The sequence below is a fragment of the Sodalinema gerasimenkoae IPPAS B-353 genome (genome assembly GCF_009846485.1).
Classification (GTDB): domain Bacteria; phylum Cyanobacteriota; class Cyanobacteriia; order Cyanobacteriales; family Geitlerinemataceae; genus Sodalinema; species Sodalinema gerasimenkoae.
This window is the reverse complement of sequence record NZ_ML776472.1, coordinates 2453891-2477394: the sequence shown is the minus strand read 5'-3', so window position 1 is coordinate 2477394 and position 23504 is coordinate 2453891. Positions and strand designations below refer to the sequence as shown.

Here is a 23504-nt window from a genome sequence, read left to right as displayed (position 1 = left end):
GAAAACGATTCGCTAAAACGATTCGCTAGGCCACCCCAGAGGTAACCTAGCGAATTTTTCTTGACAATTACTCGATTCCGTGATACGCGAGAGTCTGATGGATAGCGTGAATCCGACGCAACTGGTCATAGCGTAACCACTCCCAGTTATTACGGAAGCCGCCGGCCTCCAAACGTCCTGTCGCCGGGTTAAAGTAACTATAGGCCCGAGCTTCCAGGATGGCATCGATTCCCGTTGCCCCTCGGGCTTTAGCCTCTTGTAAGTTGGCCAGATAATGCTGAGCCGCCAGAGGCGCTTGGTTCGCTAAATCTAAGCCAGCCACCAACTCCAACACCGACAATTCCATATTATGAGTTGCCGCATACTCTTCGAGGGCCGCACTATATTGATAAATCCGTCGCAGTTGCAGTAAATCCGCCTCTTCCGGGGTTCTAGCACCATGCTGGTAACTAAACGTTCCCATATTGTGCTTACCATTGCCCGGATCTCGGTGGCCCCAATAACCGTTTGTTTTGCCCCCTTCCACCGTGCGGGTTCCTTCCGCTAACCCGATGGCGATGGTTCCTGGGGAGTAGGAGTCCGCAAAGAGTTGTTGCATCAATCCGGGACGCACCAGGGGAGAGGAAATCGCATCACCGGAGCCATTGAAGCGAACATCCATCTCACCGAGAGAGCCTTGAGAACTCATGGCGATGGGCGCAAAACCACCACTTTTCACCATGGACTTATACAGCAACACTGCTACATCAGCCCGGGTGGCCGAGAAGTGAGGATAGAGGGCCATCTCCTCTAGCTCTTCCTCCTCCTCATCTTCCTCGTGATGCAGGATAATAATTTCATGGCCCACAATGGCTTTCAGAGCGTTGTGGGCCGTTTCCGGGACGCGATCGAGGTCCGTGAAGCTTAAAACCGTATTCGCCTCCAACTCCTCGGTTAACTCCAAATCAAAGTGAGTCGCCAGGGCCACCAGGGCCTCCAAGCGAGACACCACTGGCTCGACGTCTTTCTCAACAGACTTACCCGTGAGCCGTTTGCCAAAATGCTCCAGATGAATCTCCTTCCCAGTCGCCTTAGCTGCTTGAGCCTCTTCCTCAAGACTAGAATCTTCTAAGGCCTCTTCCGAGGAATCTTTAAGGGAGGGGTTCATCGTCTCCCGGATTTCCAGACTTTTATCTAACCAAGCTCGTAACTCAGCCTCTGTGAGGGGGTCATCTGGATTAAACTTTTCATCCTCCGCCGCTGGAATAATCCCTTGGCGGGCCAGGGCTTCAATAAAGGGTCGTTCGTAGCGATCGCCCAAATCCGCAAACTCAACCGACTCAGGCAGGTCAGGAATATCAATATTATTCCCTAAAATGGGAGCCGGGCCATCCGGGGACTCCGGCGCACAGACGAGCATTCCACCGGCCCGTCCACTTTCAGCGGGACTCAATGCAACGACATTACAGTTGTCGGGAAGTTGAATCCCCACCGACGCGGCCATGACTGCCTCCGCACTCGGAACAGCGGCAGCCAATGCGATCAGTGCAACAGGGGGAAACTTCATAGCCTTAAGCAATCCTCTCGTGAGATAGTTCGGGGTCAGGTGCAATTGATAATCTGTCTTTGTCATTCAAGACTTTAGCGCAAACTTCGGGAGAATTGGCGATCGCCCTCATGAATCCTAGCAGTCCTGAGGGGGCGATCGCCCCAGTTTCTCGAACAACTGATTAAACTAGAGACAGTTGACCCATCGCAACCCAAACAAAGTTCCCAACAGTCGGCTATCATTTCCCTAAGCGAACCACTCTTGTTTCTCAAGACCCATCACTCCCCATCATGAAGCGTAGCAGAGCCACCAGTAAAGCCAAGTCCGCCTTGAACTATACCCTCCTAGCCATCATTGGCGGCGTCTTCATCCTCGGGATAGGGATTGGAATCGCGTTCAGTTCCACCACCACCGTCAACGCCCAAAACGTCGCCTCCCGAGAAGTCCTCGATCGCAGCGTTGCCAACCCGGAACTGTGCGTGCAATATGGGGCCAGTGCCATGGTTGTAGAAAGCTACGCCTACATCACCCTTAACCCCTTCAACGTCTACGTTTCCCAGCCCAGTATGCACCCTGGCTGTGTCATCCGCAACACCAACTGGTCAATTCTCGAACGGATGAATGTGGTCTCCTCCGGCGAAGTCCGCAACTGCCGCAACCGCCTCAACACCTTCGGCTTCATGGGAGACATCAACAACAATCCCAAAGTTCAATGTATCTATCAAAACCAAGCCGAGGACAACAACTTCCTCCGACAACCCGGTAGTGGTGTTACTAACAAAGCCCCTGAATCGAATCGTTTTTAGAAGAGCAGGCAAGAGGCAAGAGGCAAAAGGCAAGAGGGGAAAAAAAGGCAGTAGGCAGCAGGCAGCAGGGGAAGAAAAGGCAATAGGCCGGCTTTCCCCTCAACCTCTGTGTCCTCTGTGACTCTGTGGTTCCCGACTGCCCAGGGCGACCACGGTTTGGCTATCGCTCACCGACCGCAAGGGTACGCCCATACGTCTTTTCTACTGCCTACTGCCTGCTGCCTTCTTAAACCAACAAAGACGCGCCATAACAGCGCGTCTGAGAGAGTCTATCTGGGGAATTTAGGAACCTAAGCCCGAGTTCCTTAAGAACGGAGAGGGAGGGATTCGAACCCTCGGTACGGAGTTCACCGTACAACAGATTAGCAATCTGCCGCTTTCGACCACTCAGCCACCTCTCCAGGTGTCACAGAAAAACATCATAGCATATCTGTTTGACATTGCAAGCCCGGCCCCAGAATTTTTTTCTCAGCCCTGACTTAAGCCTCGCATCGCCTCGGCTACCTGTCCCGAGACAAAGGGGAGTAAGGCTTCGGACTGACTCTGGGCTGGTCCCTCACTGAAGACCACCAACAGATAGGGATTGGCATCCGGGAGTTCAATATACGCCGCATCATGGCGCACCTGACTGGTTAGGCCCGCCTTCGACCAAACCCCCGTATCCAACGGTAACCCCTGGCCCAGAAAGCCCGTGACCTGATTTTCTGGGTCAGCCGCCAACGCCGCTGGGTCGAGATGGCGTTTCATCAACGCCATCATCTGCTGCGATCGCCCTGACGACACCGCCACCCCACCGACAATACTATGCACCAACCGAGCCGTAGCATTGGTCGTCAGCATATTGCGGTTGTCCATCATCGTTCCCAGGAAGGCCCGTTCGCGGCCATAGGCCCCATCGCACCAGGTCTTATGATTGACATTAATCGTCGCCAACTCCTCCCAACCCAGAGACTGAAAATAGCGGTTAACGATGTTGCGCTGCATTTTCCAGGTTTCAAAGGGGCCGGGGGGCAATTCTGGACCGCTGGTGGTTCCCGTGAGAACATCCACAATTAGGCTCGTCGCATCATTACTCGAATCCACAATACTATCGCGCACGGCCCGATCGAGTTCCGCCGAAGGTTCAATCATGCCCGTCTCCAGCCACTCCGAGACGGCGACCAGGTAAAATAACTTGACGATACTCGCCGGATAAATCCGTTCTACCCCCCGATAGTGGAAGCCCCGAGGTTGGTACTTCCAGAACTCATCGGAACTGAGGGCCCCACCGGTATTGACTGCAATGGGAGGATCATAGGGAATCCAGGTTAGGGCCAGTTGGTTTTTAGCAAGCTGGGGAAACTCGGCCCAAATCGCCTCTAAAATGCGATCGCCAACGGCTTCGAGTGCTTCGTCTTTTCTGAAAAACGTCATGGTGGAGTCTACGTAATGGCTACAGGAGCGATCGAGTTGCACGAATCTGGGGAATATCGCAATTTAGCCCCGCTCAATCTCTATGATTCTCCCCAACGGGACAGCTTGGCAACCCAGGCCGCAACAGGACGACACCTGCGAATTTTATCACTGCCCAAGGGGGAGGAGTCCGCCCTGCGGGTGCGCCTCTGTGAAGATGACTATCCCGGCTGGCTGGGCCCAGAAGCAGCGGCCCAGCTTGAACCCACCTCCCCCTATATGGCAGTTGACTTTTCCGAGATGGAAATTCGCGACTTTATCCCCCAGGTGATTGAGTTTACCCGGCAGGCCATGGCCGAACCCAACCATTATCTCTGGGGGGGAACCCTGGGGCCCGATTATGACTGTTCGGGATTGATGCAAGCGGCCTTTGCCTCGGTGGGGGTATGGTTGCCCCGAGATGCCTATTTACAAGAAGCCTTCACTCGGGCCGTGTCGACGGAGGCGATGCAGCCTGGGGATTTGGTGTTTTTCGGAACTCCCATTAAAGCCACTCATGTCGGACTCTATCTAGGAGACAACTGTTATATCCATAGTTCTGGCCGGGAGTTAGGTCATAATGGCATTGCCATTGACAGCCTCGGCGACGATGGGGGCCAAGTGAGTCGGAACTATCGACGCATTCTCAGAGGTTCCGGCCGGGTTACCCAGAGTTATCAGCCGGGGGATTTGTTGGATTTGCAACCGGACTGAGGTTCCGAAAGTCCCTACAATGAAGTGAGGATCATTGCCGACACCGACCTCACCATGCACGTTACCTTTCAAATTCTGCGCCAAACTCGCGACAACGCCCCCCGCTTGGACACCTATCACCTCGATGTTGACCCCAGTGAGACCATTCTCACCTGTCTCGATCGCATCAAATGGGAACAGGATGGCAGTCTGGGCTACCGTAAGAATTGCCGTAACACCATCTGCGGCAGTTGTTCGATGCGGATTAACGGCCGTTCCACCCTGGCGTGTAAGGAGAATGTGGGGGCGGAACTGGCCCGGCTGCGGCAGATTCACGGCCTATCGGAGGCGGACATCCCGCCGATGACTATTGCCCCCATGGGGAATATGCCGGTGATTAAGGATTTAGTGGTGGATATGCGCAAATTCTGGGACAACCTAGATGCCGTGGACCCCTATGTGAGTACCCAGGCCCGTCAGGTTCCGGAACGGGAGTTTTCCCAATCGCCTCAGGAACGGGAGAAACTCAGCCATAGTGGCAACTGTATTCTCTGCGGGGCCTGTTACTCGGAATGTAACGCCGTGGAGGTGAATGCGGATTTTGTCGGTCCCCACGCCCTGGCGAAGGCCCAGCGGATGTTGGATGATAACCGAGACGATCGCACAGAAGCCCGTGTGGCCCAATATGAACAGGGAACCGATGGGGTTTGGGGCTGTACTCGTTGTTATTACTGTAATTCCGTCTGTCCGATGGAAGTGGCCCCCCTCGATCGCATTGGGGAAGTGAAACAGGCCATTCTCTCCCGCCGCGATGCTAGTGCCAGTCGGGCGGTGCGTCACCGGAAAACTCTGGTGGAGTTGGTTCGAGATGGGGGCTGGGTGGATGAACGCAAGTTTGGCCTGCAAGTGGTGGGCAATTATTTCCAAGATTTGCGCGGTCTGTTGAGTTTGGCGCCTCTGGGGTTACGGATGTTGGTTTGTGGGAAGTTTCCTCTCCGGTTTGAGAAGTCCGAGGGAACCGAGGAGGTGCGATCGCTCATTGATTCAGTGCGGCAGTTGGAAGCACAGAATCGTTAGAGGAGGAGGAGGGGAACCACGTAGGGGCAATCCCTTGTGGTTGCCCGAGAACACAGAGACGTAGGGGCGAACGGCTGTTCGCCCTCTCCCGGCATAACTGCCTGTTCCCTTCTTCTCCCCTATTGCTAGCTTGCCTATTGCTAGAAGAGGGCGACCACAAGGGTACGCCCCTACGTCTTTTCTATTGCCTATTGCCAGAAGAGGGCGACCACAAGGGTACGCCCCTACGTCTTTTCTATTGCCTCTTCTCTGTGGTAAACCTCTTGCCTCTTGCCTTCTGTTCCCTGTTCCCTGTTCCCTGTTCCCTTCTTCTCCCCTCTTCCCTATTCCCCCTCCAATGCCTTACGTAACTGTCCCCCAGCAGCCTCTAAGCGCGATCGCCCTTCCTCAACCTCTAAGCCAGACCAATGCACTAACAACGCCAGTTTCACCCGTTGCTGACAGCGGTCTAATAACGACTCTGCCTCACGGCGGGATAACTCCGTTAAATCGACTAGGGTGCGGATGGCGCGATCGCGTAATTTCTGATTGGTGACGGACACATCCACCATGCGATTGCCATAGACTTTCCCCAGTTTCACCATGACGCTGGTGGAGAGGATATTTAGCACTAACTTGGTCACGGTTCCGGCTTTTAGGCGTGTGGAACCGGCTAACACTTCGGGCCCCACTAAAAGCCGAATTTCTAAATCTGCCTGACTGGGGACTTGCTCAACCGGCACACAGGCGATAAATAGGGTGGTGGCCCCTCGTTGACGGGCCTCGGCGATCGCCCCTTGCACATAAGGCGTGGTTCCCCCAGCAGAAATCCCCACCACCACATCCTTCGCCGTCACCTCTCGCTCGGCCATAGCTAACGCCCCATCCTCAGCGCGATCCTCTAGGGCTTCCGAACTGCGAACCAGAGCCGCCTCACCCCCCGCTAAAATGCCCTGTACCAGCTCCGGAGGGGTGCAGAAGGTGGGCGGACATTCTGCCGCGTCAAGCACCCCCAAACGCCCGCTCGTGCCGGCTCCGATATAGAATAAGCGACCCCCGCCAGCTAGGGCTTCAGCGGTGCGATCGATGGCTTGGGCGATCGCCTCGCGAGCGGTGGCGATCGCCTCCAACACCCGAGCATCTTCCTGGACAAACAAATCCACTAATTCCAGAGAACTCAAGCGATCCAACTCCTGGGAATTGGGATTACTCTGTTCCGTCAACAAATGTCCGCGACTCTCCAATGGTTCTAACTCCGTTACAACAACCCTTCTAAGCGGCGACGAATATCATCTAACTGGGCCGTGGGGACATCCTCCTCTTGGGGGGGGTTCCCCGTCTCTTGCTGTTCCCGTTCCCAATCGGTATCCGCTAAATTGGTTTCCGGTGGTGAGAGGAAAATCCGCTCCTCGGGAGACTCCGGTACAAATCCCTCGGGGATTAACTTAGCTTCATAATGGCAACTGTTGCAAAATTCCTCAATCTCCTCAGATTCAAATGCCTCCGCCGTGGGGACATGGAAATCCTGGGCCTCTAACAACATGGCATAGCGTTCGGCATCATCCTGAGACTCAAACATCATGACAATATTTCGTTCTCCCCCCTGGGGGGTTCCTAAACGAATCGTGTGAATACCCTCATTCTCCTGACGAGCGTTGAATAATAAGACATAGACTTTCATGACAAACCCTCCACATAGAAACTCCAGCCATCGTTTTTAATTTACCGTGAAAGCGATCGCCCCCGAATCTGTCACCCGCCGCTGTTGTCTGGGAAAGTTTCCCGCTAGGATATCCTTTACCTGTTCCCCCCTGCCTAACAGATGACCGAGTTCTCTGACCCCACCCCTCCCACAGACCCTCAACCGGACCCCCAACGGGAACCCCAGCCCCCCCGCCGCCGACGGGCCCTGTGGGCGATCGCCATCCTCCTGCTTACTGTCCTCGCAGGGGGAACCATTTGGGGTTGGCGGTTTGTGCAGTACCAACTGGCCCCACTGTTGTCTGAGGAATTAGGAAAACTCCTAGAACGTCCGATTGAGGTGGGGGAGTTGGACAGAGTTTCCCTGACTCATGTTCGTTTTGGCGAATCTCAGGTTCTCCCCAGTGAAGAGCAACCCAGTCAAGCCAGCATCGAAGCAGTCCATGTGGGGTTTAATCTTGTCTCCCTCCTCTGGAGTCGTACCCTCCCCTTAGATGTGCGTCTCGAAGCGGTGGATGTGACCATTCCCCAGCTTGAGGATGGGAACTGGGCCACTACGGATATCCGTGAACCGGGAGAACCGGGGTTCATTCAAATTCAACTGAACCGGATTCGCATCGATGGGGGAAGCCTCACGGTGATTCCCCAACCGAAACCGGAGTTCAACCCATCAGAACCCCTCCCCAATGGCGAAACGCCTGAGGAGGAGACGACGGTTAATCTGCTAGATTGGCAGCCTTCGGCAGAGAGTTCTACAGAGCGTTCTACAGACATCTCTCCAGATATCGCCACGACTCTCTCTACAGACAGGTCTAACGATATCTCCAGCATTGACTCACTGCTTCAGGTGGCCGAGAACTCCGAGATTGCCCCCCCTGAACCCATTACCCTGCGGCGGTTTAGTGGGGACGCGGAATTTAGCCCCGACGGCGATCGCATCAGCTTTAACGCTACCGGCTATCACAACATTACCGGTCGACTCAACGCCCAGGGCGAGTTTAGTAACCCAGACAAAGCCGTTAACTTAAATCTTTCAGCCCAATTCCTACAAGGGGAAGTGGTCTCCCCCTGGATTCCCGCCCCCCTGAACCTAGAAGGGGGAGAAATCTTTGGGACGCTCTCCATGCAGCTGACCACCGACGGCCGAGAAGCTCCCCTCAACCTGCAAGGAAATCTCCGGTTTAACGACCTCGACTTAGAACTAGCCGGGGTTCCAAAACCCATTCTCGACGGTTCAGGACGAATACGGTTGCAAGGAGATCTCATCGCCTTTGAGGACATTTCCGCCAGTTATGGAGAAGATATCCCCATGACCATTCCCCAGGGCTTAATGCACCTGGAACAAGGCTATGAAATCCCCATTGTCGTCCCCGCCACCGATTGGCAAACCATTACCGAAACCCTCGATTTGGAGTTCCCCGTCGAGATTACCGGGGAATTAGAAGGGGTGTTGCAAGTGATGGGAGATATCGATAATCCAGTCCTGTTAGGGGAAGTGCGGAATACGGATGTGGTGATTGTCGATCGCCTTCCCTTTAGTGAAGTCCAAGCCCGATTTGGCCTGTCCACAGAAACCTCGGAATTTCTCATTGAACAACTTAATGCAACCCCCGCTGAAGGGGGGGGAGAGGTTCAGGCGGCGGTCCGGGTTGGGTTGCCGCAACAGGAGGATGAGGCCCCAGTCGTGGAGGCCGAGTTTATTATCCGTAACGTCTCCGCCGATGCGATCGCCCGTCGCTATGACTTGCCCACCACAGGGACAATTGGTCCTGTCAATGCCCGAGGAACCCTACAAAACGCCGGCGAAGAAACCCTAATTGGCCTACCCATTATTGAAATTGCTGGGGGTCGGGCCCAGGGCGGCCTGTTATTAGAAGATGATACCTGGCGGCTAGAACTGGCCACAGAGTCAGTCTCCTTAGCCAGTGTGATTCCCCAGGATATTGGTCAAACCTATGGCGTGGGGGGGTTTACCGGTCAACTGATTCTCGCGGGACAGATTGGCGTCACGGAGTTAGACCAACTCGAAGCCGCCGCCCAAGGAACCTTACAAATGCTTGGGACAGGGATTCCCCTACAAGCCGGGTTACAGAATGGTAACTGGGAAACGGTCTTCACCGCTGAAAACTTGACCTTACCCAGCCACGTATTGCCCCAGGAATTGGCCCAACTCTCTTTAGGTGCTATTTCCGGGAGTTTACAGGTTGCCGGAACTGTCGCCGATTTAGAGGACTTTAATCTGGCGAACCTCAATGGTCGAACCTCCTTCACCACGACCATTGCCGAAAGTCCCCTGCGTTTAGATGGGGCCCTCAGCGATGGACTTTGGCAAGCCCAACTGGTGACCGAAGGATTACCCCTGGCCCCCTTTATCGAGGTTCCCCCAGAACTAACCCTGGGGAACTTTGCCGGCCGGGCTGAGTTTGGGGGAGATGTGGCCCTGTTAGAAACATTAAGCCTGCAAACCCTGGAGGCGGTGATTCAAGGGGAACTCACCGTGAATCAGGGCCAAGTGCAGATGGTCGGCCAAATTGCCCAGGGACACCTGCAAGGGGAGGCAACTGCCCAAAATGTCAATATCACTCCCTTTGTCCCCACCCCAGAACTTACCCCCTCTCTCTTAAGTGGACAGGCTCAGTTTCGGGTTCCCTTGGCTAATCCCTCCCCCGAAACCCTTATGGCTCAAGGGCAGATGGGAGTCATCTTAGGAGAGGGGGGATTCGGGGGAAGTTTCCAACTGGCTGAGGGGAACTGGCTCGTAGATGCTGAGGAACTACAAATTCCTCTAACTCCCTTTGTAGACGCTCCTGTGGCTCTGTCTCCCTTGGTTAAAGTGGGTGAGATTGCTCGGTTAACGGGGTCGGTGACGGATTTACGGCCCCAAGCCATCTCAGGACAGTTGCAAGTCGGCTTTCAAGTGGGAACCACGAGTCTCGCCCAAGAGCCGTCGGACGACCTGGGTGGGGTGTTGATGGATATTACCCTAGAGGATGGCGGCTGGCAGGTGTTGGCTCAACTGCAAAATGCCCAATTAGGGGAATTGGTTCCTGGACTTCCCCAATTACCCACGCAAACGGCGGCCCTCGATGTGGCAGGACGCTTAGATGGGGCGATCGCCGTCACGGGGGGTTGGCAGGACTTCACCCCTATCAATATCGCCATTCAGGAAGGGGCCATGCAGGTGAGTCAGTTCCAAGTGGGCGATCGCCGTTATGACCCTATCATTGCCGGCCCCATCACCGCTGACAAGGAAGGAGTCTTAGTCCAACTGGTGGGCCAAACTCAAACTGACCCCAGTCAGCCTCAGGATGGTTTCTCCCTCCGTCTGACTCCTGACTTATCTCCGCAAGCCTTCGCCCTACAACTGGGGGAAACCGTCGCCCAAGGTGCCTTGGAGAATAAACTCTGGAACCTTGACCTGGCCAACTTCCCCCTGGCCATGCTCAACCTACAACCAATGGAGGATCGAGGCATCCTCTCAGGAGATCTCACCGCTCGCGTGAGAGCCGCCCCCACCGGCTCCCTTGTCTCCGGGGCCTTAGATATCCAGGAACCCCGTTTAGGCCTCACCCAAGCTGATGGTTTACAAGGGCAATTTGTCTGGGCTAACGAAGTTCTACAACTCGATTCTATTGAACTTCAACAGGGAGAAAGTCGCTATGGCTTCGATGGCACCATCACGGCGACTGATGACCCTCAATTTGCCGGGGCCTTCAAAATTTATCGGGGGGAAATCCAACAAATTTTAGAAGCCCTCCGCTGGTTTGAACTCGAAGACGTGCAGCGAGGCTTAGACCCCGCCACCTACGCCGGAGCAGATGCCCTAACAGTCCTTGGAGTGGGAGACCCAGACGCCAACCTCATCCGGCAACTGCAACGACTCGTGGAAATCGACATCCTGCTGCAACAGCAACAACAAGCCCGAGAAGAAGCCTCGCCGCTGCCAGAATTAGCCCAGTTACAGGGGCAGTTTTCCGGTGAAGTGAATGTGGCCGGTTCCCTCGAACAAGGAGTTGATTTTGACTTCAACTTAGCTGGAGAAAATTGGCAATGGGATACCTACCAGATTCATCAAATTGCCACCCAAGGAGAATTTGAACAGGGAGTTTGGGATATACAGACCCTAAATGTTGAGGCGAACCTCAACGACCCCCAAGTGACTCGCCTTAACTTTAACGGGATTTTGGGGGCCCCGGAACAGTCGGGACAGTTTGTCCTAACGGGATTACCCATGTCCGTTGTTTCGGAGTTTGTTGAGTTCCCTGGAACAGTCGGGACAGTTTGTCCTAACGGGATTACCCATGTCCGTTGTTTCGGAGTTTGTTGAGTTCCCGGAAGGGGTACGACTTGCGGGAACTCTTAATTCCAGTGCCACCCTCTCCGGGAGTCTGGAGAATCCGGCGTGAAGGGGTACGACTTGCGGGAACTCTTAATTCCAGTGCCACCCTCTCCGGGAGTCTGGAGAATCCGGCGGCTCGGGGAGAAATCCGCTGGAACGAGGCACAAATCAATCAACAGGCGGTGCAAACGGCTCAGGGGGGCTTTGCCTTCACCGATGGCCGCCTCAATTTTGGGGCTGGGGCCGTCTTGCGGGATGGGGCTGAGCCGATTCGTCTGCGGGCAACTTTACCGATTGTTTTTCCTGGGGCTACAGTGCGCCCAGAGAGCAATAGCTTTGAAATTGGCATCAATGCCGAAAATGAAGGATTAGAGGTGTTAACGGCGCTCACAGATGGCGCTCTGGAATGGTTGGGGGGCGAGGGGTCCCTAGAACTGACGATCGCCGGGGAGCAAATCGGCACAGGCTTTAATTATGTTCCCTTAGCCACTCGGGGACGGGCGGAGTTCCGGGATGCGGAGTTTAATTCTCCTCAACTTCCGGAACCGTTAACTCAGGTCAATGGAACCCTGGAATTTCTCGATGATACGGTGGTGATTCCGGAGTTGGTGGGCCAGTTCCGTCAGGGGTCGGTTCAGGCGGCCGGGGAGTTACCGGTGTTCTCACCGCTACCGGTGGAGAGTCCATTGGAGGTGACGTTTGACCAAGTGGAGTTGGAGTTAGAAGGACTCTATAGCGGTCGCATTGATGGGGTTGTTCGTGTCACCAATTCGGCGTTATTCCCCGATTTGGGGGGTCAGGTATTGCTGACGCGGGGGCAGGTGTTTATTGCCGATGAGGAAAACCCGGGAACGGGAGGCCAGATGGCAGATTTGGAAACGCCCCCGATTATTAGTTACAACAACTTACTTTTAGAGTTGGGGCGAGGGGTTCAGATTGTTAGTTTCCCGGTTCTGAATTTTGTGGCCGAGGGCAAGTTATTAGTCAATGGTCCATTTGAAAACCCAGAACCCAGCGGAACGATCTTTTTACGGGATGGACAGGTGAATCTGTTTACCACCACCTTTACTCTGGCAGGACGCGATAATACGGCCACCTTTGACCCCCAGTTTGGTCTCGATCCGGTGTTGGATGTAAGCTTACGGGCAGCAGTTCAGGAAACAACGCGCCCTCGGATTATCTCGCCAGTGGGATTCGATCGCCTGGGGACGGGAACGGAGATTGTCGACCCATCTATTGAACGGGGAGGGGTGGAGACGATCCGGATTGAGGCCCGGGCCCAGGGACTGGCCAGCCGCTTGTTTGAGGGGTTACCGGATGGGGAGGGGATTGTGCAAACCCCCCTGGAGTTGACCAGTTCTCCGGCGCGATCGCAGACGGAAATTCTCTCGCTGATTGGCGGTGGGGCCCTGGGAACCCTGGGCCGACAGGACCCCTCGTTGGTGGTGGCGAGTTCGGCCCTGTTAACTCAGGTACAATCGATTGTGGGTCGTGCGTTGGGCTATCGAGATTTTCGACTGTTTCCGGCGGTCGATCCTCGCACGTCGGCGTTGGGACTAGGGGCGGAGGTTGGGGTGAATATCACCGACGATTTCTCGGCGTCTATCCTGACGATTCTCGATCGCGGTGATTCAACTCGGTTTAGTGTCCGCTATCGCATTGATGATAATTGGATTATCCGAGGGTCAACCAATTTTGATGATGATAATCGTGGGGCGGTGGAGTTTCAGATGAGGTTTTGATTTGAGAAGGCAAGAGGCAAGAGGGGAACCACGTAGGGGCGTACCCTTGTGGTCGCCCGAGGCAAGAGGCAAGAGGGGAACCACGTAGGGGCGTACCCTTGCGGTCGGCGAGCGACAGCCGAGCCGTGGTCGCCCGAGGACATGGAGAGATTATGAGACGGTTGAGAATTGCGGCGGTTGGGGATGTTCATGACCAATGGGATGAACGGGATAATACGATTTTGCAGGGCTGGGATCTCGATTTAGTTCTGTTTGTGGGTGATTTTGGCAATGAGTCGTTGACGGTAGTCGATTGTGTGTCCCGTTTGTCGTTGCCCAAGGCGGTGGTTTTGGGGAATCATGATGCTTGGTATACGGCAACTCCTTGGGGACGTAAGAAATGCCCCTACAATCGTCGCCAGGAGAACCATTTTCAACGGCAGTTGGAGATTCTGGGGGGCGATCGCGTGGGCTATGGACTGCGGGATTACCCGGAGTTAGGTGTCTCGGTGGTGGGGGGTCGTCCCTGTAGTTGGGGGGGCAGTACCTGGAATCTTCAGGAGTTTTATCAGACTCAGTTCGGGGTGGGGAGTTTGCAGGAGTCGGGCGATCGCATCACGGCGGCGATGATGGCGGCCACGCAACCCATCCGCCTGGTGTTGGCCCACAATGGCCCGTTTGGCTTGGGGGATAGCCCAGAGTCTCCCTGTGGTCGGGATTGGAACCCGATTGGTAGTGATTACGGTGACCCGGATTTGACGGCGGCGATTCGAGCGAGTCAGGAGGCGGGACAGCCCCCGGCGTTGGTGGTGTTTGGTCATATGCACCACCGGCTACGACATACAAAACAACGACTCCGCCAAGGGTTTGCTCAAGATGAGTGGGGAACGGTCTATTTGAATGTGGCGTCGGTTCCCCGGATTGTGGGCAAGGGGGATGAGAGGCGTCGCAATTTTACTCTGATTACGTTGGAGGGACGGAAGGTGACGGAGGCGGATTTGGTCTGGACGGATAATCAGGGACGGATTGAACAGAGTTCGTCCTATTTTAAGCCCCTTTGAGGGGGAGGGAGGAGAACCACAGAGTCACAGAGGACACGCAGGAAGAGAAGGAAGAGGAGGAATAGGGACAAAGAGGAGGAGGTATTGCTTGCCTTCTTCCCCCCTCTTGCCTCTTGCCTTCTTCCCCCCTCTTGCCTTTTGCCTTCTTCCCCCTAATACAACTCAAATTCTAATAGACGACAATCGAGGCCACCACTAGATAGGGGAATCCGTCGGGCTGGACGTAATCCGACTTCCTTGGCCAGTTCTCGATTGCCGGTGAATACATAGGCAGTCCAACCTTTGAACTGTTGCTTGAAAATATCTCCGAGGAGGCGATAGAAACTACGTAGTTCTTGTACGTCTCCAAGTCGTTCTCCATAGGGGGGATTACAGATTAATAACCCGCGATCGCTCGGGGCTTCCAAGTCGCGGATATCTTGATAGCGAAACTCAATCTGTTGGCTGACTCCGGCGGCGGCGGCGTTGCGGCGGGCTTGTTCGAGGATGTTGTCGTCCCAATCACTGCCGCCAATATAGGCCGGACAGGTGTCTCGACGGGCGGCTTGGGCTTCGTCTTTTAAGGTTTGCCAGAGAGTCGCGTCGAAGTCGGGCCAATTCTCGAAGCCGAATCGCTCTCGGAAGAGTCCAGGGGCGATGTTGGCGGCTTGTAGGGCGGCTTCGAGGGGGAGGGTTGCCGAATCGCTCTCGGAAGAGTCCAGGGGCGATGTTGGCGGCTTGTAGGGCGGCTTCGAGGGGGAGGGTGCCTGAACCACAGAGGGGATCGAGAAAGGGGAGTTCTGGGGAATAGCGGGCTAATTTTAAGATCCCAGCGTCCTGAACCACAGAGGGGATCGAGAAAGGGGAGTTCTGGGGAATAGCGGGCTAATTTTAAGATCCCAGCGGCGAGGGTTTCTTTGAGGGGAGCGGTTCCGACGGCGGCCCGGTAGCCTCGACGATGGAGACTGCTGCCGGAACTGTCTAAACTCAGGGTGGCGCGATCGCGGTGGATGTGCAGGTTAATCCGCAGGTTGGGACTGTCGAGTTCGACGCTGGAACGACTGCCAAATTGCTCTCGCTGTTGATCGACGATGGCATTTTTGACCTGGAGGGCGCTGAAATGGCTATGATTGAGGGCGCGATTTTTGCCGGTACAGTCCACGGCCAGGCTGTCCTCGGGAGTTAGATAGTTCTCCCAGGGAATTGATCGCACTTCCTGATACAGTTGTTTGGCTGATGTACAAGGGAACTCGGTCAGGGGTACGAGAACTCGGAAGAGGGTGCGCCCCCAGAGGTTCACTCGATAGAGTAAACGGCGATCGCCCTGGAACGCGACTCCTGAAAAGTGCGTCTCGACTGATTGCGCCCCCAACTGAGTCAATTCCTCGGCGGCGATCGCCTCTAACCCAGGTGCTACCGTTGCAAAATACCGTTCCACGTGTGTTTCCCCAAGAAGCCAAAGCCAGCTTAAGTTACCATAGTTGAGTTTGCATCGCGGAACAATTATCTTTATGACCCGAGCTATCCTGGAAACCGATAAAGGCACGATCAACATCGATTTTTTCGATGAGGATGCCCCCAACACGGTTAAAAATTTCGTCGAACTCTCTGAAAAAGGGTTTTACGACGGTCTCAACTTCCACCGTGTCATCCCCAACTTCATGATTCAGGGGGGATGTCCCAACGGCACGGGAACCGGTGGCCCTGGCTACACCATCAAGTGTGAAATCAACAACAATAAGCACGTCGCCGGGACGATGTCGATGGCTCATGCGGGCCCTGACACCGGTGGCAGTCAGTTCTTCATCTGCCATGAACCGCAACCCCACCTGGATGGGGTGCATACGGTCTTCGGACAAACCCAAGACATGGACGTCGTCAATGCCATTCGCCAGGGCGACAAAATCAAGTCCGTGACCATCGAAAAATAAGCATAGCCAACAGAGTTTATGACCGCAACATCCATACAAATCAAGCATGAAATCAAAGATCCGTCTCTTGCCACCCTCGGCAAGCAACGGATTGACTGGGCCGGGCGGGAAATGCCCGTTTTGGCTCAAATTCGCGATCGCTTCGCGGCTGAAAAACCCCTAGCGGGCATTAAACTCGTGGCCTGCTGCCACGTGACGACGGAAACGGCCCATTTGGCGATCGCCCTCAAGGCTGGTGGTGCTGATGCACTATTAATTGCCAGTAACCCTCTCTCGACTCAAGATGATGTGGCGGCGAGTCTTGTGGTGGATCATGGGATTCCCGTTTATGCCATCAAAGGGGAAGACGCCGAAACCTACGAGCGTCACGTGCAAATCGCCTTAGACCATCATCCCAACATTATTATCGATGATGGGTCTGATGTGGTGGCGTGCTACCAAGTTCTCGCAGTCCTTGTCGAAAGACTTGAGTAACCGACCAACGAAGAAACGACCACCGGGATTGTCCGTCTGCGGGCGATGTTTAACGATGGGGTACTTACCTTCCCCGCGATGAACGTCAATGATGCGGATACCAAGCATTTCTTTGACAACCGCTATGGAACGGGCCAATCCACCCTTGACGGGGTGATTCGTGCCACCAATGTGCTGCTGGCGGGTAAAACCCTGGTGGTGGCTGGCTATGGCTGGTGTGGTAAAGGTGTGGCCCTGCGTGGACGGGGGATGGGTGCCAATGTCATCGTCACGGAAATCGATCCGGTTCGCGCGATCGAAGCGGTGATGGATGGCTTCCGGGTGATGCCGATGGCTGAAGCGGCTCCCCTGGGGGATCTGTTTATTACGGTGACGGGGAACAAGCACGTCATCCGTCGCGAGCATTTTGAGGTGATGCGCGATGGGGCGATTGTGGCGAACTCCGGTCACTTTGATATCGAGATTGACCTGAAATCTCTCAAGGAAATGTCCGGCGAGGTTAAGGTGGTTCGTCCCTTCACCGAGGAATATCGCCTCAATAGCGGTAAGTCTGTGGTGGTCTTAGGGGAAGGTCGTCTGGTCAATTTGGCGGCGGCTGAGGGGCATCCTAGCGCCGTTATGGACATGAGTTTTGCTAACCAGGCCCTGGCTTGTGAATACTTGGTGAAAAACAAGGGTAAGCTGGAGCCAGGTCTGCATTCAATTCCCGAAGAGATTGACCGAGAAATTGCCCGCCTCAAACTTGTGGCAATGGGGATTGACCTCGACAGTCTCACGCCCGAACAACATGAGTACATCAACTCCTGGAAATCGGGAACTTAGTAGATAACCCGTTCGTTGATGGTGAATCGTCAATAAGGACTCGTTAATCGGGTTTCGGCGATTCACCAGGGTCTGTTTGTGGGGGCGAGCCATGTATGGTGCGCCCCTGCTATTATTTTGTTTGAGCATAGGCGAGTTATCCCCGTTCCCTTCTTTTGCGTATTGCCTCTTGCTATCCCCTCCTGGGAGGGGTTAGGGGTGGGTTCCCCCCTACTGCCTACTGCCTACTGCCTACTGCCTTCTTCCCCCTGTTCCCCGTTCCCCTAATCCTGTGTCTAAGAAACTTTCTGTTGAGCTTCAGGGCTATTTCTTTGCTGAAGAACGTGGCGATCGCGTCAGTTTGGCTGACTTAGTTAAGATTGCCGGAGAACGAGCCTTTGGCTTTTTATTTGTTTTACTATCAATTCCTTCTGGCTGACTTAGTTAAGATTGCCGGAGAACGAGCCTTTGGCTTTTTATTTGTTTTACTATCAATTCCTTCGGCGTTACCGGTTCCTGCGCCGGGCTATTCGATTCCGTTTGGATTGGTTATTTTTTGGCTTGCCGGCCAGTGCGTTACCGGTTCCTGCGCCGGGCTATTCGATTCCGTTTGGATTGGTTATTTTTTGGCTTGCCGGCCAGTTGGTTTTAGGCCGAAAACGTCCTTATTTACTGAAAAAGTGGCTGTCTAAAGAGGTTTCGCTGAAGACGGTTCAAAAAATTTTAGAGAAGGGACTTCCCTGGCTGCGACGGATTGAAGTTCTCTCTCGCCCCCGTTGGAGTTTTGTTTGTACTCGTTTGGAAGGACGAGTCATTATTGGTGTTGCTCTGTGTTTAATGGGGATATCGATGATGACTCCCATTCCGTTGACGAATACGTTGCCGGCGATTGGGGTGTTTATAACGGGTTTTGGTCTATTTGGGGATGATGGGGTGATTACGTTAGGAGGATTGATGGTTTGTGTGATGGGACTGCTCCTAACTCTGTCGATTATTATTTTTGGTTATGAAGCGGTTTCGGCGGTGATTGATATTGTTAGGAATGCGATTCGTTGAGGCAAAAGAAGGCAGTAGGGGGGAAGAAGGCAGTAGGCAGTAGGCAGTAGGCAGTAGGCAGTAGGGGGGAACCCACCCCTAACCCCTCCCAGGAGGGGATAGCAAGAGGCAATAGGCAATAGGCAATAGGTAGTAGGGGAACTACTTCAGTCATAGGGGATAGGGGGCTATAGCAATCGAAGATTGACTTAGGACTTGCTCGTTGGGAAAGACTTCCCCACCTATTGCCATCCCCTCCTGGGAGGGGTAGGGGTGAGTTATACCTATTGCCCGTTGCCTTCTCTTCCTTACTGCCTACTGCCTTCTTCTCCCCCATTTTTTGTCCTATTCAGACCAATTTTTGCTATAGGAAAAATGAGGCGTAGAACGACGGAAGGGCGAACCGTCTGTGGCTCGCCCAACTTTCCCCCGATTGTTCATAGTTGATTTTGACGCTTAATTATCAATTACTCAACAAACAATTACTCAACAAATAACGCCCGTGAGGTAATGTCATCTCGACTCAGTTGTTGATCTGAAGTCGGGGTGGGATCTGAGGGGGTCGATGCGCCGAACTCTTCGCTGATGGGTGCGGGGGTTCGGGCGAATTGGCGATTCCCGATGCCGAGTTGGGGTTGGAGGCCTGAGACGACTGCCACGAAGAGGGCCGCGATCGCACTTCCTCCCCAAGCCAGGCGTTTTTGTCGCTGCTGGCGCATTCGAGCAAAGACCTTGGCGGTGGTTTCTGCGGCCGAGACTGGGCTTTCGGGAACCGGCATCAGTTGCACCCCGGAACTAATGTGGGATAACTGCTCGTAAATCTGCTGAGCTTGAGGATCACAGGCCAGTAAATGCTCTGCCTGTTTGCGTTCCTGCGGTGTCACTTCCCCGTCTAGGTAGCAGCTGAGTAAAACAAATAAGTCCTCTTCCCGTTCTGCGTCGTGGGATGAGCTAAAGTTTCTAAGTTGGTCGTCGAAATCGTTGAGAGTCATGATGCAATTCACCACCTAGCTGTTCAAGAGTAACAGCGACGTATTCTGGTTATAATCCGCCACTTCCGTAATTCTACCGACGATAGTTCGGGTCATAAAGTTTCAGGGATGACGTCAGTACGCTCCGGCGTTAATCCAGTACGAATACGGTACTACCAGGTTTGACGTACAACGATGGGACTAAAGTTCCTGATCCCGATTAACTATCGATGTAGGTTTGTAATTCGGCTTGTAGACGGTGACGGGCCCGAGCAATTCGGGATTTCACGGTTCCGAGGGAAACGCCGGTAATTTCGGCAATTTCTTCGTAGGCCATGCCCTCAATCTCGCGCAGCACAATGGTGGTGCGGAAGGCTTCGGGGAGGTCGGCGATCGCCAGTCTGAGCTTATTATAAAACTCATCGGTGGCGAGTGCATCATCGGGGCCGGGGTCATCAGCGGCAATTTCCCATTCTCGTTCACCATCATCGGTTCTGAAGGTAGCATCGAGAGAGAGGGGGGGGCGAACCCGCTTGCGTTTACGCAGTTCGTCGTAAAACAAGTTGGTCGTAATGCGGCTAAGCCAGCCTTTAAATTTAACCGGATCTTGGAGTCGCCGCACATTGCGATAAACGCGAATCCAGACTTCTTGCGCTAAGTCTGAGCGATCTTGCCAATCGGGGGCCAGATGGTACAGGACCTTGTCTACATAAGACTGATACCGACGCAGTAACTCGGCGAAAGCGGCCCGATCCGGGCGTGCGCCAAGTTGGCAACGACGAACTAACTCTAAATTAGAAAGCTGAGCCGGAGGAACCACGGGCGTTTGGGGAATGGTCGCCTCAACCGCAGACCAGGATAATGAAATAGAATGTGTCATGGGCATATCGGGGCGATCTCGAATCTACCTATTACTGGGAAGACGTTGCACTTATGCTAAGAGTTCCCGGAATCTTGCCCCTGGCCTGTGGTTAGGTTGATGAACTGTCACTGATTTTCCATCATAGGCTCTTCCTAACTCTAACGACGAGTATCTACCCTCAATTGTTAAAAATCGCAAGAACTGCCATCGGTTGGCCTCCTGTGTGACCTGTTTTTACCTCATGTGATCATGAACAGCATTGTGACGTTTTATGGAAAGGGAGAACAGATTGATGTTCTCAATGGTGAGGCCCGGATGCTGTTTGGTTATGCCAGCAAGGCGTTACAGGGTCAACCGTTGAGCCGATTATTCCCGGATTGGGGTCAGGGACCTTTACCTCAACGGGGACGACGAGCCGATGGTACGGTGTTTCCTTGTCAGCTTGAGGTACTAGAGGGAGAGGTGATCTCGGTGCTCACTTGTCAGCCGTTGGAGACTGATCTCGGTTCGACGGATGAACTGATGCTGTTAGAGCAGTTTGTGGCGGATGCACCGACGGCGATCGCCATGTTCGATCGCCAGATGAACTATCTACGGGTGACGCGGCGTTGGCGCAGTGAGTTTCAGTTACAGAATCAGGATCTTAAGGGGCGATCGTACTATCAGGTGTTTCCTCCCTTTGGGCAAGATCCTGAGGCCATCGGCCGTTGGCAGCGTCGGCAACAATCCTGTTTGTCGGGCAATATCGAAACGGGGGATGATGAGCCGATGCATCATCGTGAGGGCAGTTTGGAATGGTATCGCTGGGAAATGCGACCCTGGAAGACTAAGGCGGATGAGATTGGCGGGGTGCTGCTGTGGATGGGGAATATCACTCATACGAAAACAGTCCGGGATGAACTCTACGAGGCGAAAGAAGCGGCGGAGGCGGCCAATCGCTCTAAAAGTACGTTTTTGGCCAATATGAGTCATGAGTTGCGCACGCCTCTCAATGCCATTATTGGTTATAGTGAAATGCTCAGTGAGGAGGCTCAGGACGATGGCTATGAGGAGATTGCCTCGGATTTAGAGAAAATTCGCGGGGCAGGCAAACATCTACTGTCGCTTATTAACGATATTTTGGATATTTCCAAGATTGAGGCGGGGCGCATGGATTTGTATATTGAAGCCTTTGACCTCAATACGTTGATGTTGGAAATTGAGGCAACCACAACTCCCTTGATTGAAGAAAAAGAGAATAGTTTTATTCTTAAGGGTGATCCAAATCTCGGAAATATGTATGCGGATTTAACGAAAGTCCGTCAAGTTTTATTTAACTTAATTAGCAACGCGGCTAAGTTTACACAACAGGGAGAAATTACCTTTGCGATCCGGCGGGAGGTGCGAAATGAGCGCCCCTGGATTACCTTTGAGGTCAGTGATACGGGGATTGGCATGACCTCTGACCAGTTGGATAATATCTTTACGGCGTTTAGTCAGGCCGATGCTTCGACGACGCGTAAGTATGGGGGAACGGGTTTAGGATTGGCGATCGCCCGCCATTTTTGTCAGATGATGGGAGGGGATTTACAGGCCACCAGTGAACCGGAGGTGGGGTCGAGTTTTACGGTGCATCTCCCCGCTGAGCCGATTGATATTCTCGATGAGCCTCTTGATGATGGGACGAGTCAGGGGATCTCCTCTGAATCCACTGGGGTTATCTTGGTCATCGATGATGATCCCGATACTTTGGATTTAATTTCACGGCGCTTGACAAAAGATGGATTTTATGTTCAGACCGCAACCAATGGGGAAGTGGGGTTAGCCAAAGCTCGTCAGCTCCATCCCGATGCCATTATTCTGGATATTCTCATGGAGGGGATGAGTGGTTGGAATGTGTTGTCGGAACTGAAAGCCGATCCGACCTTGGTGGATATTCCCACAATTGTGGCGACGATTCTGGATGACCGAAACATTGGTTTTACCTTGGGGGCTTCGGACTATCTGGTGAAACCCGTTGATAATCAGCAACTCACACGACTGCTGGCAAAATATCAAGGGAAGTTGGATGGGCAGGCCTCGCCGCAGCGTCGTCGAATTTTAGTGGTTGAAGATGATGATATGAGCCGGGAAATGATGCGGCGAACCTTGGAGAAGTTTGGCTGTAATGTCGTGGAGGCAAATAACGGACGGGCGGCGTTAGATGCGGTGGCGGCTGAGGTTCCTCATCTGGTATTACTGGATCTGATGATGCCAGAAATGGATGGGTTTGGCTTCTTGGCTGAGTTCCGCGATAATCCTCAATGGCGCTCTGTCCCGGTGGTGGTGGTGACGGCGATGGAGTTGAACGCGAGCGATCGCCAACGTCTCGATGGCTGTGTGGTGCAAATTCTCGAAAAAGGAACCGCCACCCGCGAGGAACTGCTTTATGAAGTTCGGGAACGATTATTTGCCAGTCTCAACTTGTCGCCGACAGAATCTTCAGGAAAATGGGAGAATGAATAAGCTGTATCATGAGATCCCAAACTGTGCTAGGTCGAACTGATCCATGTTTTGAACGTCCCCAGTTCGTAGGAGGACGGCCCCACCTCCCAAACTGTGCTAGGTCGAACTGATCCATGTTTTGAACGTCCCCAGTTCGTAGGAGGACGGCCCCACCAGAGACTGGCGAAGCATGGCTAAAATTTTACTGGTTGAAGATAACGAAATGAACCGAGACATGCTCTCCCTGAGACTGGCGAAGCATGGCTAAAATTTTACTGGTTGAAGATAACGAAATGAACCGAGACATGCTCTCCCGTCGCTTGAGGCGGAAGGGCTATGACGTGGTTGTGGCGACGGATGGAGCCGAAGGAGTCGAGCTGTCCCTGGCGGAAACGCCAGACTTGATTCTCATGGATATGGGGCTACCGGTAATGGATGGTTGGGAAGCCAGCCACGCCATTAAAGGGGAGCCAAAAACAGGTCATATCCCTATTATTGCTCTGACGGCCCATGCCATCGCTGGCGATCGCGAAAAATGTCTCGCTGCTGGCTGTGACGACTATGATACGAAGCCCGTCGAGTTTCCCCGTCTACTGGCTAAAATTCAAACCCTCTTATCGTGATGATAAGACCTTAAGCGGCCCAACTTCTG

The 23504-nt window shown here is 53.8% G+C and carries 18 protein-coding genes, 1 tRNA gene and 4 pseudogenes; 13 read left to right on the top strand and 10 right to left on the bottom strand.

Features of this window, described 5'->3' with window-relative positions:
• Positions 1-67 precede the first annotated feature (67 nt).
• Positions 68-1546, bottom strand: a complete 1479-nt coding sequence (locus L855_RS10855) for an S-layer homology domain-containing protein (RefSeq protein ID WP_159787924.1) — start codon at positions 1544-1546, stop codon at positions 68-70.
• Positions 1547-1818: 272 nt separating this feature from the next.
• On the opposite strand from L855_RS10855, the gene L855_RS10850 reads away from it, so the two are divergent.
• Positions 1819-2334, top strand: a complete 516-nt coding sequence (locus L855_RS10850) for a DUF3172 domain-containing protein (protein ID WP_159787922.1) — start codon at positions 1819-1821, stop codon at positions 2332-2334.
• A gap of 312 nt (positions 2335-2646) precedes the next feature.
• Here L855_RS10850 and L855_RS10845 read toward each other — a convergent pair.
• Both L855_RS10845 and L855_RS10840 read right to left on the bottom strand, forming a co-directional pair.
• Positions 2647-2735, bottom strand: a tRNA-Ser gene (locus L855_RS10845).
• 67 nt (positions 2736-2802) lie between these two features.
• Positions 2803-3747 (bottom strand): serine hydrolase, encoded by a 945-nt coding sequence (locus tag L855_RS10840; protein ID WP_159787920.1) that lies wholly within the window; start codon positions 3745-3747, stop codon positions 2803-2805.
• 15 nt (positions 3748-3762) lie between these two features.
• Here L855_RS10840 and L855_RS10835 point away from each other — a divergent pair, with 15 nt between their 5' ends.
• Both L855_RS10835 and L855_RS10830 read left to right on the top strand, forming a co-directional pair.
• Positions 3763-4479 (top strand): C40 family peptidase, encoded by a 717-nt coding sequence (locus L855_RS10835; RefSeq protein ID WP_159787918.1) that lies wholly within the window; start codon positions 3763-3765, stop codon positions 4477-4479.
• Positions 4480-4533: 54 nt separating this feature from the next.
• Positions 4534-5535, top strand: a complete 1002-nt coding sequence (locus L855_RS10830; protein ID WP_159787916.1) for a succinate dehydrogenase/fumarate reductase iron-sulfur subunit — start codon at positions 4534-4536, stop codon at positions 5533-5535.
• Positions 5536-5858: 323 nt separating this feature from the next.
• On the opposite strand, the gene murQ is transcribed toward L855_RS10830, so the two are convergent.
• Positions 5859-6758, bottom strand: a complete 900-nt coding sequence (murQ, locus tag L855_RS10825) for an N-acetylmuramic acid 6-phosphate etherase (RefSeq protein WP_159787914.1) — start codon at positions 6756-6758, stop codon at positions 5859-5861.
• A gap of 14 nt (positions 6759-6772) precedes the next feature.
• On the bottom strand, positions 6773-7195 hold the full coding sequence (locus L855_RS10820) for a DUF3110 domain-containing protein (protein WP_159787912.1): 423 nt from the start codon (positions 7193-7195) through the stop codon (positions 6773-6775).
• A gap of 141 nt (positions 7196-7336) precedes the next feature.
• Here L855_RS10820 and L855_RS10815 point away from each other — a divergent pair, with 141 nt between their 5' ends.
• The 3 genes from L855_RS10815 to L855_RS10805 all read left to right on the top strand — a co-directional run bounded on the left by L855_RS10815 (position 7337) and on the right by L855_RS10805 (position 14336).
• Entirely contained in the window at positions 7337-11542 is a 4206-nt protein-coding gene (locus L855_RS10815) for a hypothetical protein (RefSeq protein WP_159787910.1), read from the top strand.
• Positions 11539-13296, top strand: a complete 1758-nt coding sequence (locus tag L855_RS10810; RefSeq protein WP_159787908.1) for a translocation/assembly module TamB domain-containing protein — start codon at positions 11539-11541, stop codon at positions 13294-13296. Before L855_RS10815 ends, L855_RS10810 begins: the two co-directional genes overlap by 4 nt.
• Before the next feature lie 152 nt (positions 13297-13448).
• Positions 13449-14336, top strand: a complete 888-nt coding sequence (locus L855_RS10805) for a TIGR04168 family protein (RefSeq protein ID WP_159787906.1) — start codon at positions 13449-13451, stop codon at positions 14334-14336.
• A gap of 152 nt (positions 14337-14488) precedes the next feature.
• Here the strand turns inward: L855_RS10805 and L855_RS22825 are convergent, their stop codons facing one another.
• The 3 genes and pseudogenes from L855_RS22825 to L855_RS22815 form a co-directional block, all read right to left on the bottom strand.
• Positions 14489-15091, bottom strand: coding sequence for a THUMP domain-containing class I SAM-dependent RNA methyltransferase (locus L855_RS22825; RefSeq protein ID WP_425500570.1), 603 nt, complete (start codon positions 15089-15091; stop codon positions 14489-14491).
• A 19-nt stretch (positions 15092-15110) separates the two neighbouring features.
• Positions 15111-15161 (bottom strand): annotated as a pseudogene (locus tag L855_RS22820) (hypothetical protein); the annotation flags it as partial.
• Positions 15151-15753: pseudogene (locus tag L855_RS22815) on the bottom strand (THUMP domain-containing class I SAM-dependent RNA methyltransferase); the annotation flags it as partial. The pseudogenes L855_RS22820 and L855_RS22815, both read right to left, overlap by 11 nt.
• A gap of 73 nt (positions 15754-15826) precedes the next feature.
• Here L855_RS22815 and L855_RS10795 point away from each other — a divergent pair.
• From L855_RS10795 to L855_RS22410, 5 genes and pseudogenes are all read left to right on the top strand, one after another.
• On the top strand, positions 15827-16246 hold the full coding sequence (locus L855_RS10795; protein ID WP_159787903.1) for a peptidylprolyl isomerase: 420 nt from the start codon (positions 15827-15829) through the stop codon (positions 16244-16246).
• A gap of 18 nt (positions 16247-16264) precedes the next feature.
• Positions 16265-17542: pseudogene (gene ahcY, locus L855_RS10790) on the top strand (adenosylhomocysteinase).
• 271 nt (positions 17543-17813) lie between these two features.
• Entirely contained in the window at positions 17814-17960 is a 147-nt protein-coding gene (locus L855_RS22420) for an exopolysaccharide biosynthesis protein (protein WP_343039260.1), read from the top strand.
• A pseudogene (locus tag L855_RS22810) lies at positions 17902-18069 on the top strand (exopolysaccharide biosynthesis protein); the annotation flags it as partial. The gene L855_RS22420 and the pseudogene L855_RS22810, both read left to right, overlap by 59 nt.
• Positions 17990-18577 (top strand): exopolysaccharide biosynthesis protein, encoded by a 588-nt coding sequence (locus L855_RS22410; protein WP_425500569.1) that lies wholly within the window; start codon positions 17990-17992, stop codon positions 18575-18577. The pseudogene L855_RS22810 and the gene L855_RS22410, both read left to right, overlap by 80 nt.
• Before the next feature lie 461 nt (positions 18578-19038).
• On the opposite strand, the gene L855_RS10780 is transcribed toward L855_RS22410, so the two are convergent.
• Complete coding sequence (locus L855_RS10780) at positions 19039-19548, bottom strand: anti-sigma factor family protein (RefSeq protein WP_159787901.1); 510 nt, start codon at positions 19546-19548, stop codon at positions 19039-19041.
• Between the two features lie 199 nt (positions 19549-19747).
• Positions 19748-20407: a sigma-70 family RNA polymerase sigma factor gene (locus L855_RS10775; RefSeq protein WP_159787899.1), complete on the bottom strand. Its 660-nt coding sequence runs from the start codon at positions 20405-20407 to the stop codon at positions 19748-19750.
• A gap of 231 nt (positions 20408-20638) precedes the next feature.
• On the opposite strand from L855_RS10775, the gene L855_RS10770 reads away from it, so the two are divergent.
• The gene (locus L855_RS10770) at positions 20639-22873 is read left to right on the top strand and encodes a response regulator (protein WP_159787897.1); all 2235 of its coding nucleotides are present in this window, start codon (positions 20639-20641) and stop codon (positions 22871-22873) included.
• Between the two features lie 239 nt (positions 22874-23112).
• Complete coding sequence (locus L855_RS10765; RefSeq protein ID WP_159787895.1) at positions 23113-23475, top strand: response regulator; 363 nt, start codon at positions 23113-23115, stop codon at positions 23473-23475.
• The last annotated feature ends 29 nt before the right edge of the window (positions 23476-23504 follow it).

Bases quoted from the DNA above. Each gene is read 5' to 3' on its own strand.
- L855_RS10855 (WP_159787924.1), bottom strand. From the start codon at position 1,546: ATGAAGTTTCCCCCTGTTGCACTGATCGCATTGGCTGCCGCTGTTCCG.
- L855_RS10850 (WP_159787922.1), top strand. From the start codon at position 1,819: ATGAAGCGTAGCAGAGCCACCAGTAAAGCCAAGTCCGCCTTGAACTAT.
- L855_RS10840 (WP_159787920.1), bottom strand. From the start codon at position 3,747: ATGACGTTTTTCAGAAAAGACGAAGCACTCGAAGCCGTTGGCGATCGC.
- L855_RS10835 (WP_159787918.1), top strand. From the start codon at position 3,763: ATGGCTACAGGAGCGATCGAGTTGCACGAATCTGGGGAATATCGCAAT.
- L855_RS10830 (WP_159787916.1), top strand. From the start codon at position 4,534: ATGCACGTTACCTTTCAAATTCTGCGCCAAACTCGCGACAACGCCCCC.
- L855_RS10820 (WP_159787912.1), bottom strand. From the start codon at position 7,195: ATGAAAGTCTATGTCTTATTATTCAACGCTCGTCAGGAGAATGAGGGT.
- L855_RS10815 (WP_159787910.1), top strand. From the start codon at position 7,337: ATGACCGAGTTCTCTGACCCCACCCCTCCCACAGACCCTCAACCGGAC.
- L855_RS10805 (WP_159787906.1), top strand. From the start codon at position 13,449: ATGAGACGGTTGAGAATTGCGGCGGTTGGGGATGTTCATGACCAATGG.
- L855_RS10795 (WP_159787903.1), top strand. From the start codon at position 15,827: ATGACCCGAGCTATCCTGGAAACCGATAAAGGCACGATCAACATCGAT.
- L855_RS10780 (WP_159787901.1), bottom strand. From the start codon at position 19,548: ATGACTCTCAACGATTTCGACGACCAACTTAGAAACTTTAGCTCATCC.
- L855_RS10775 (WP_159787899.1), bottom strand. From the start codon at position 20,407: ATGACACATTCTATTTCATTATCCTGGTCTGCGGTTGAGGCGACCATT.
- L855_RS10770 (WP_159787897.1), top strand. From the start codon at position 20,639: ATGAACAGCATTGTGACGTTTTATGGAAAGGGAGAACAGATTGATGTT.
- L855_RS10765 (WP_159787895.1), top strand. From the start codon at position 23,113: ATGGCTAAAATTTTACTGGTTGAAGATAACGAAATGAACCGAGACATG.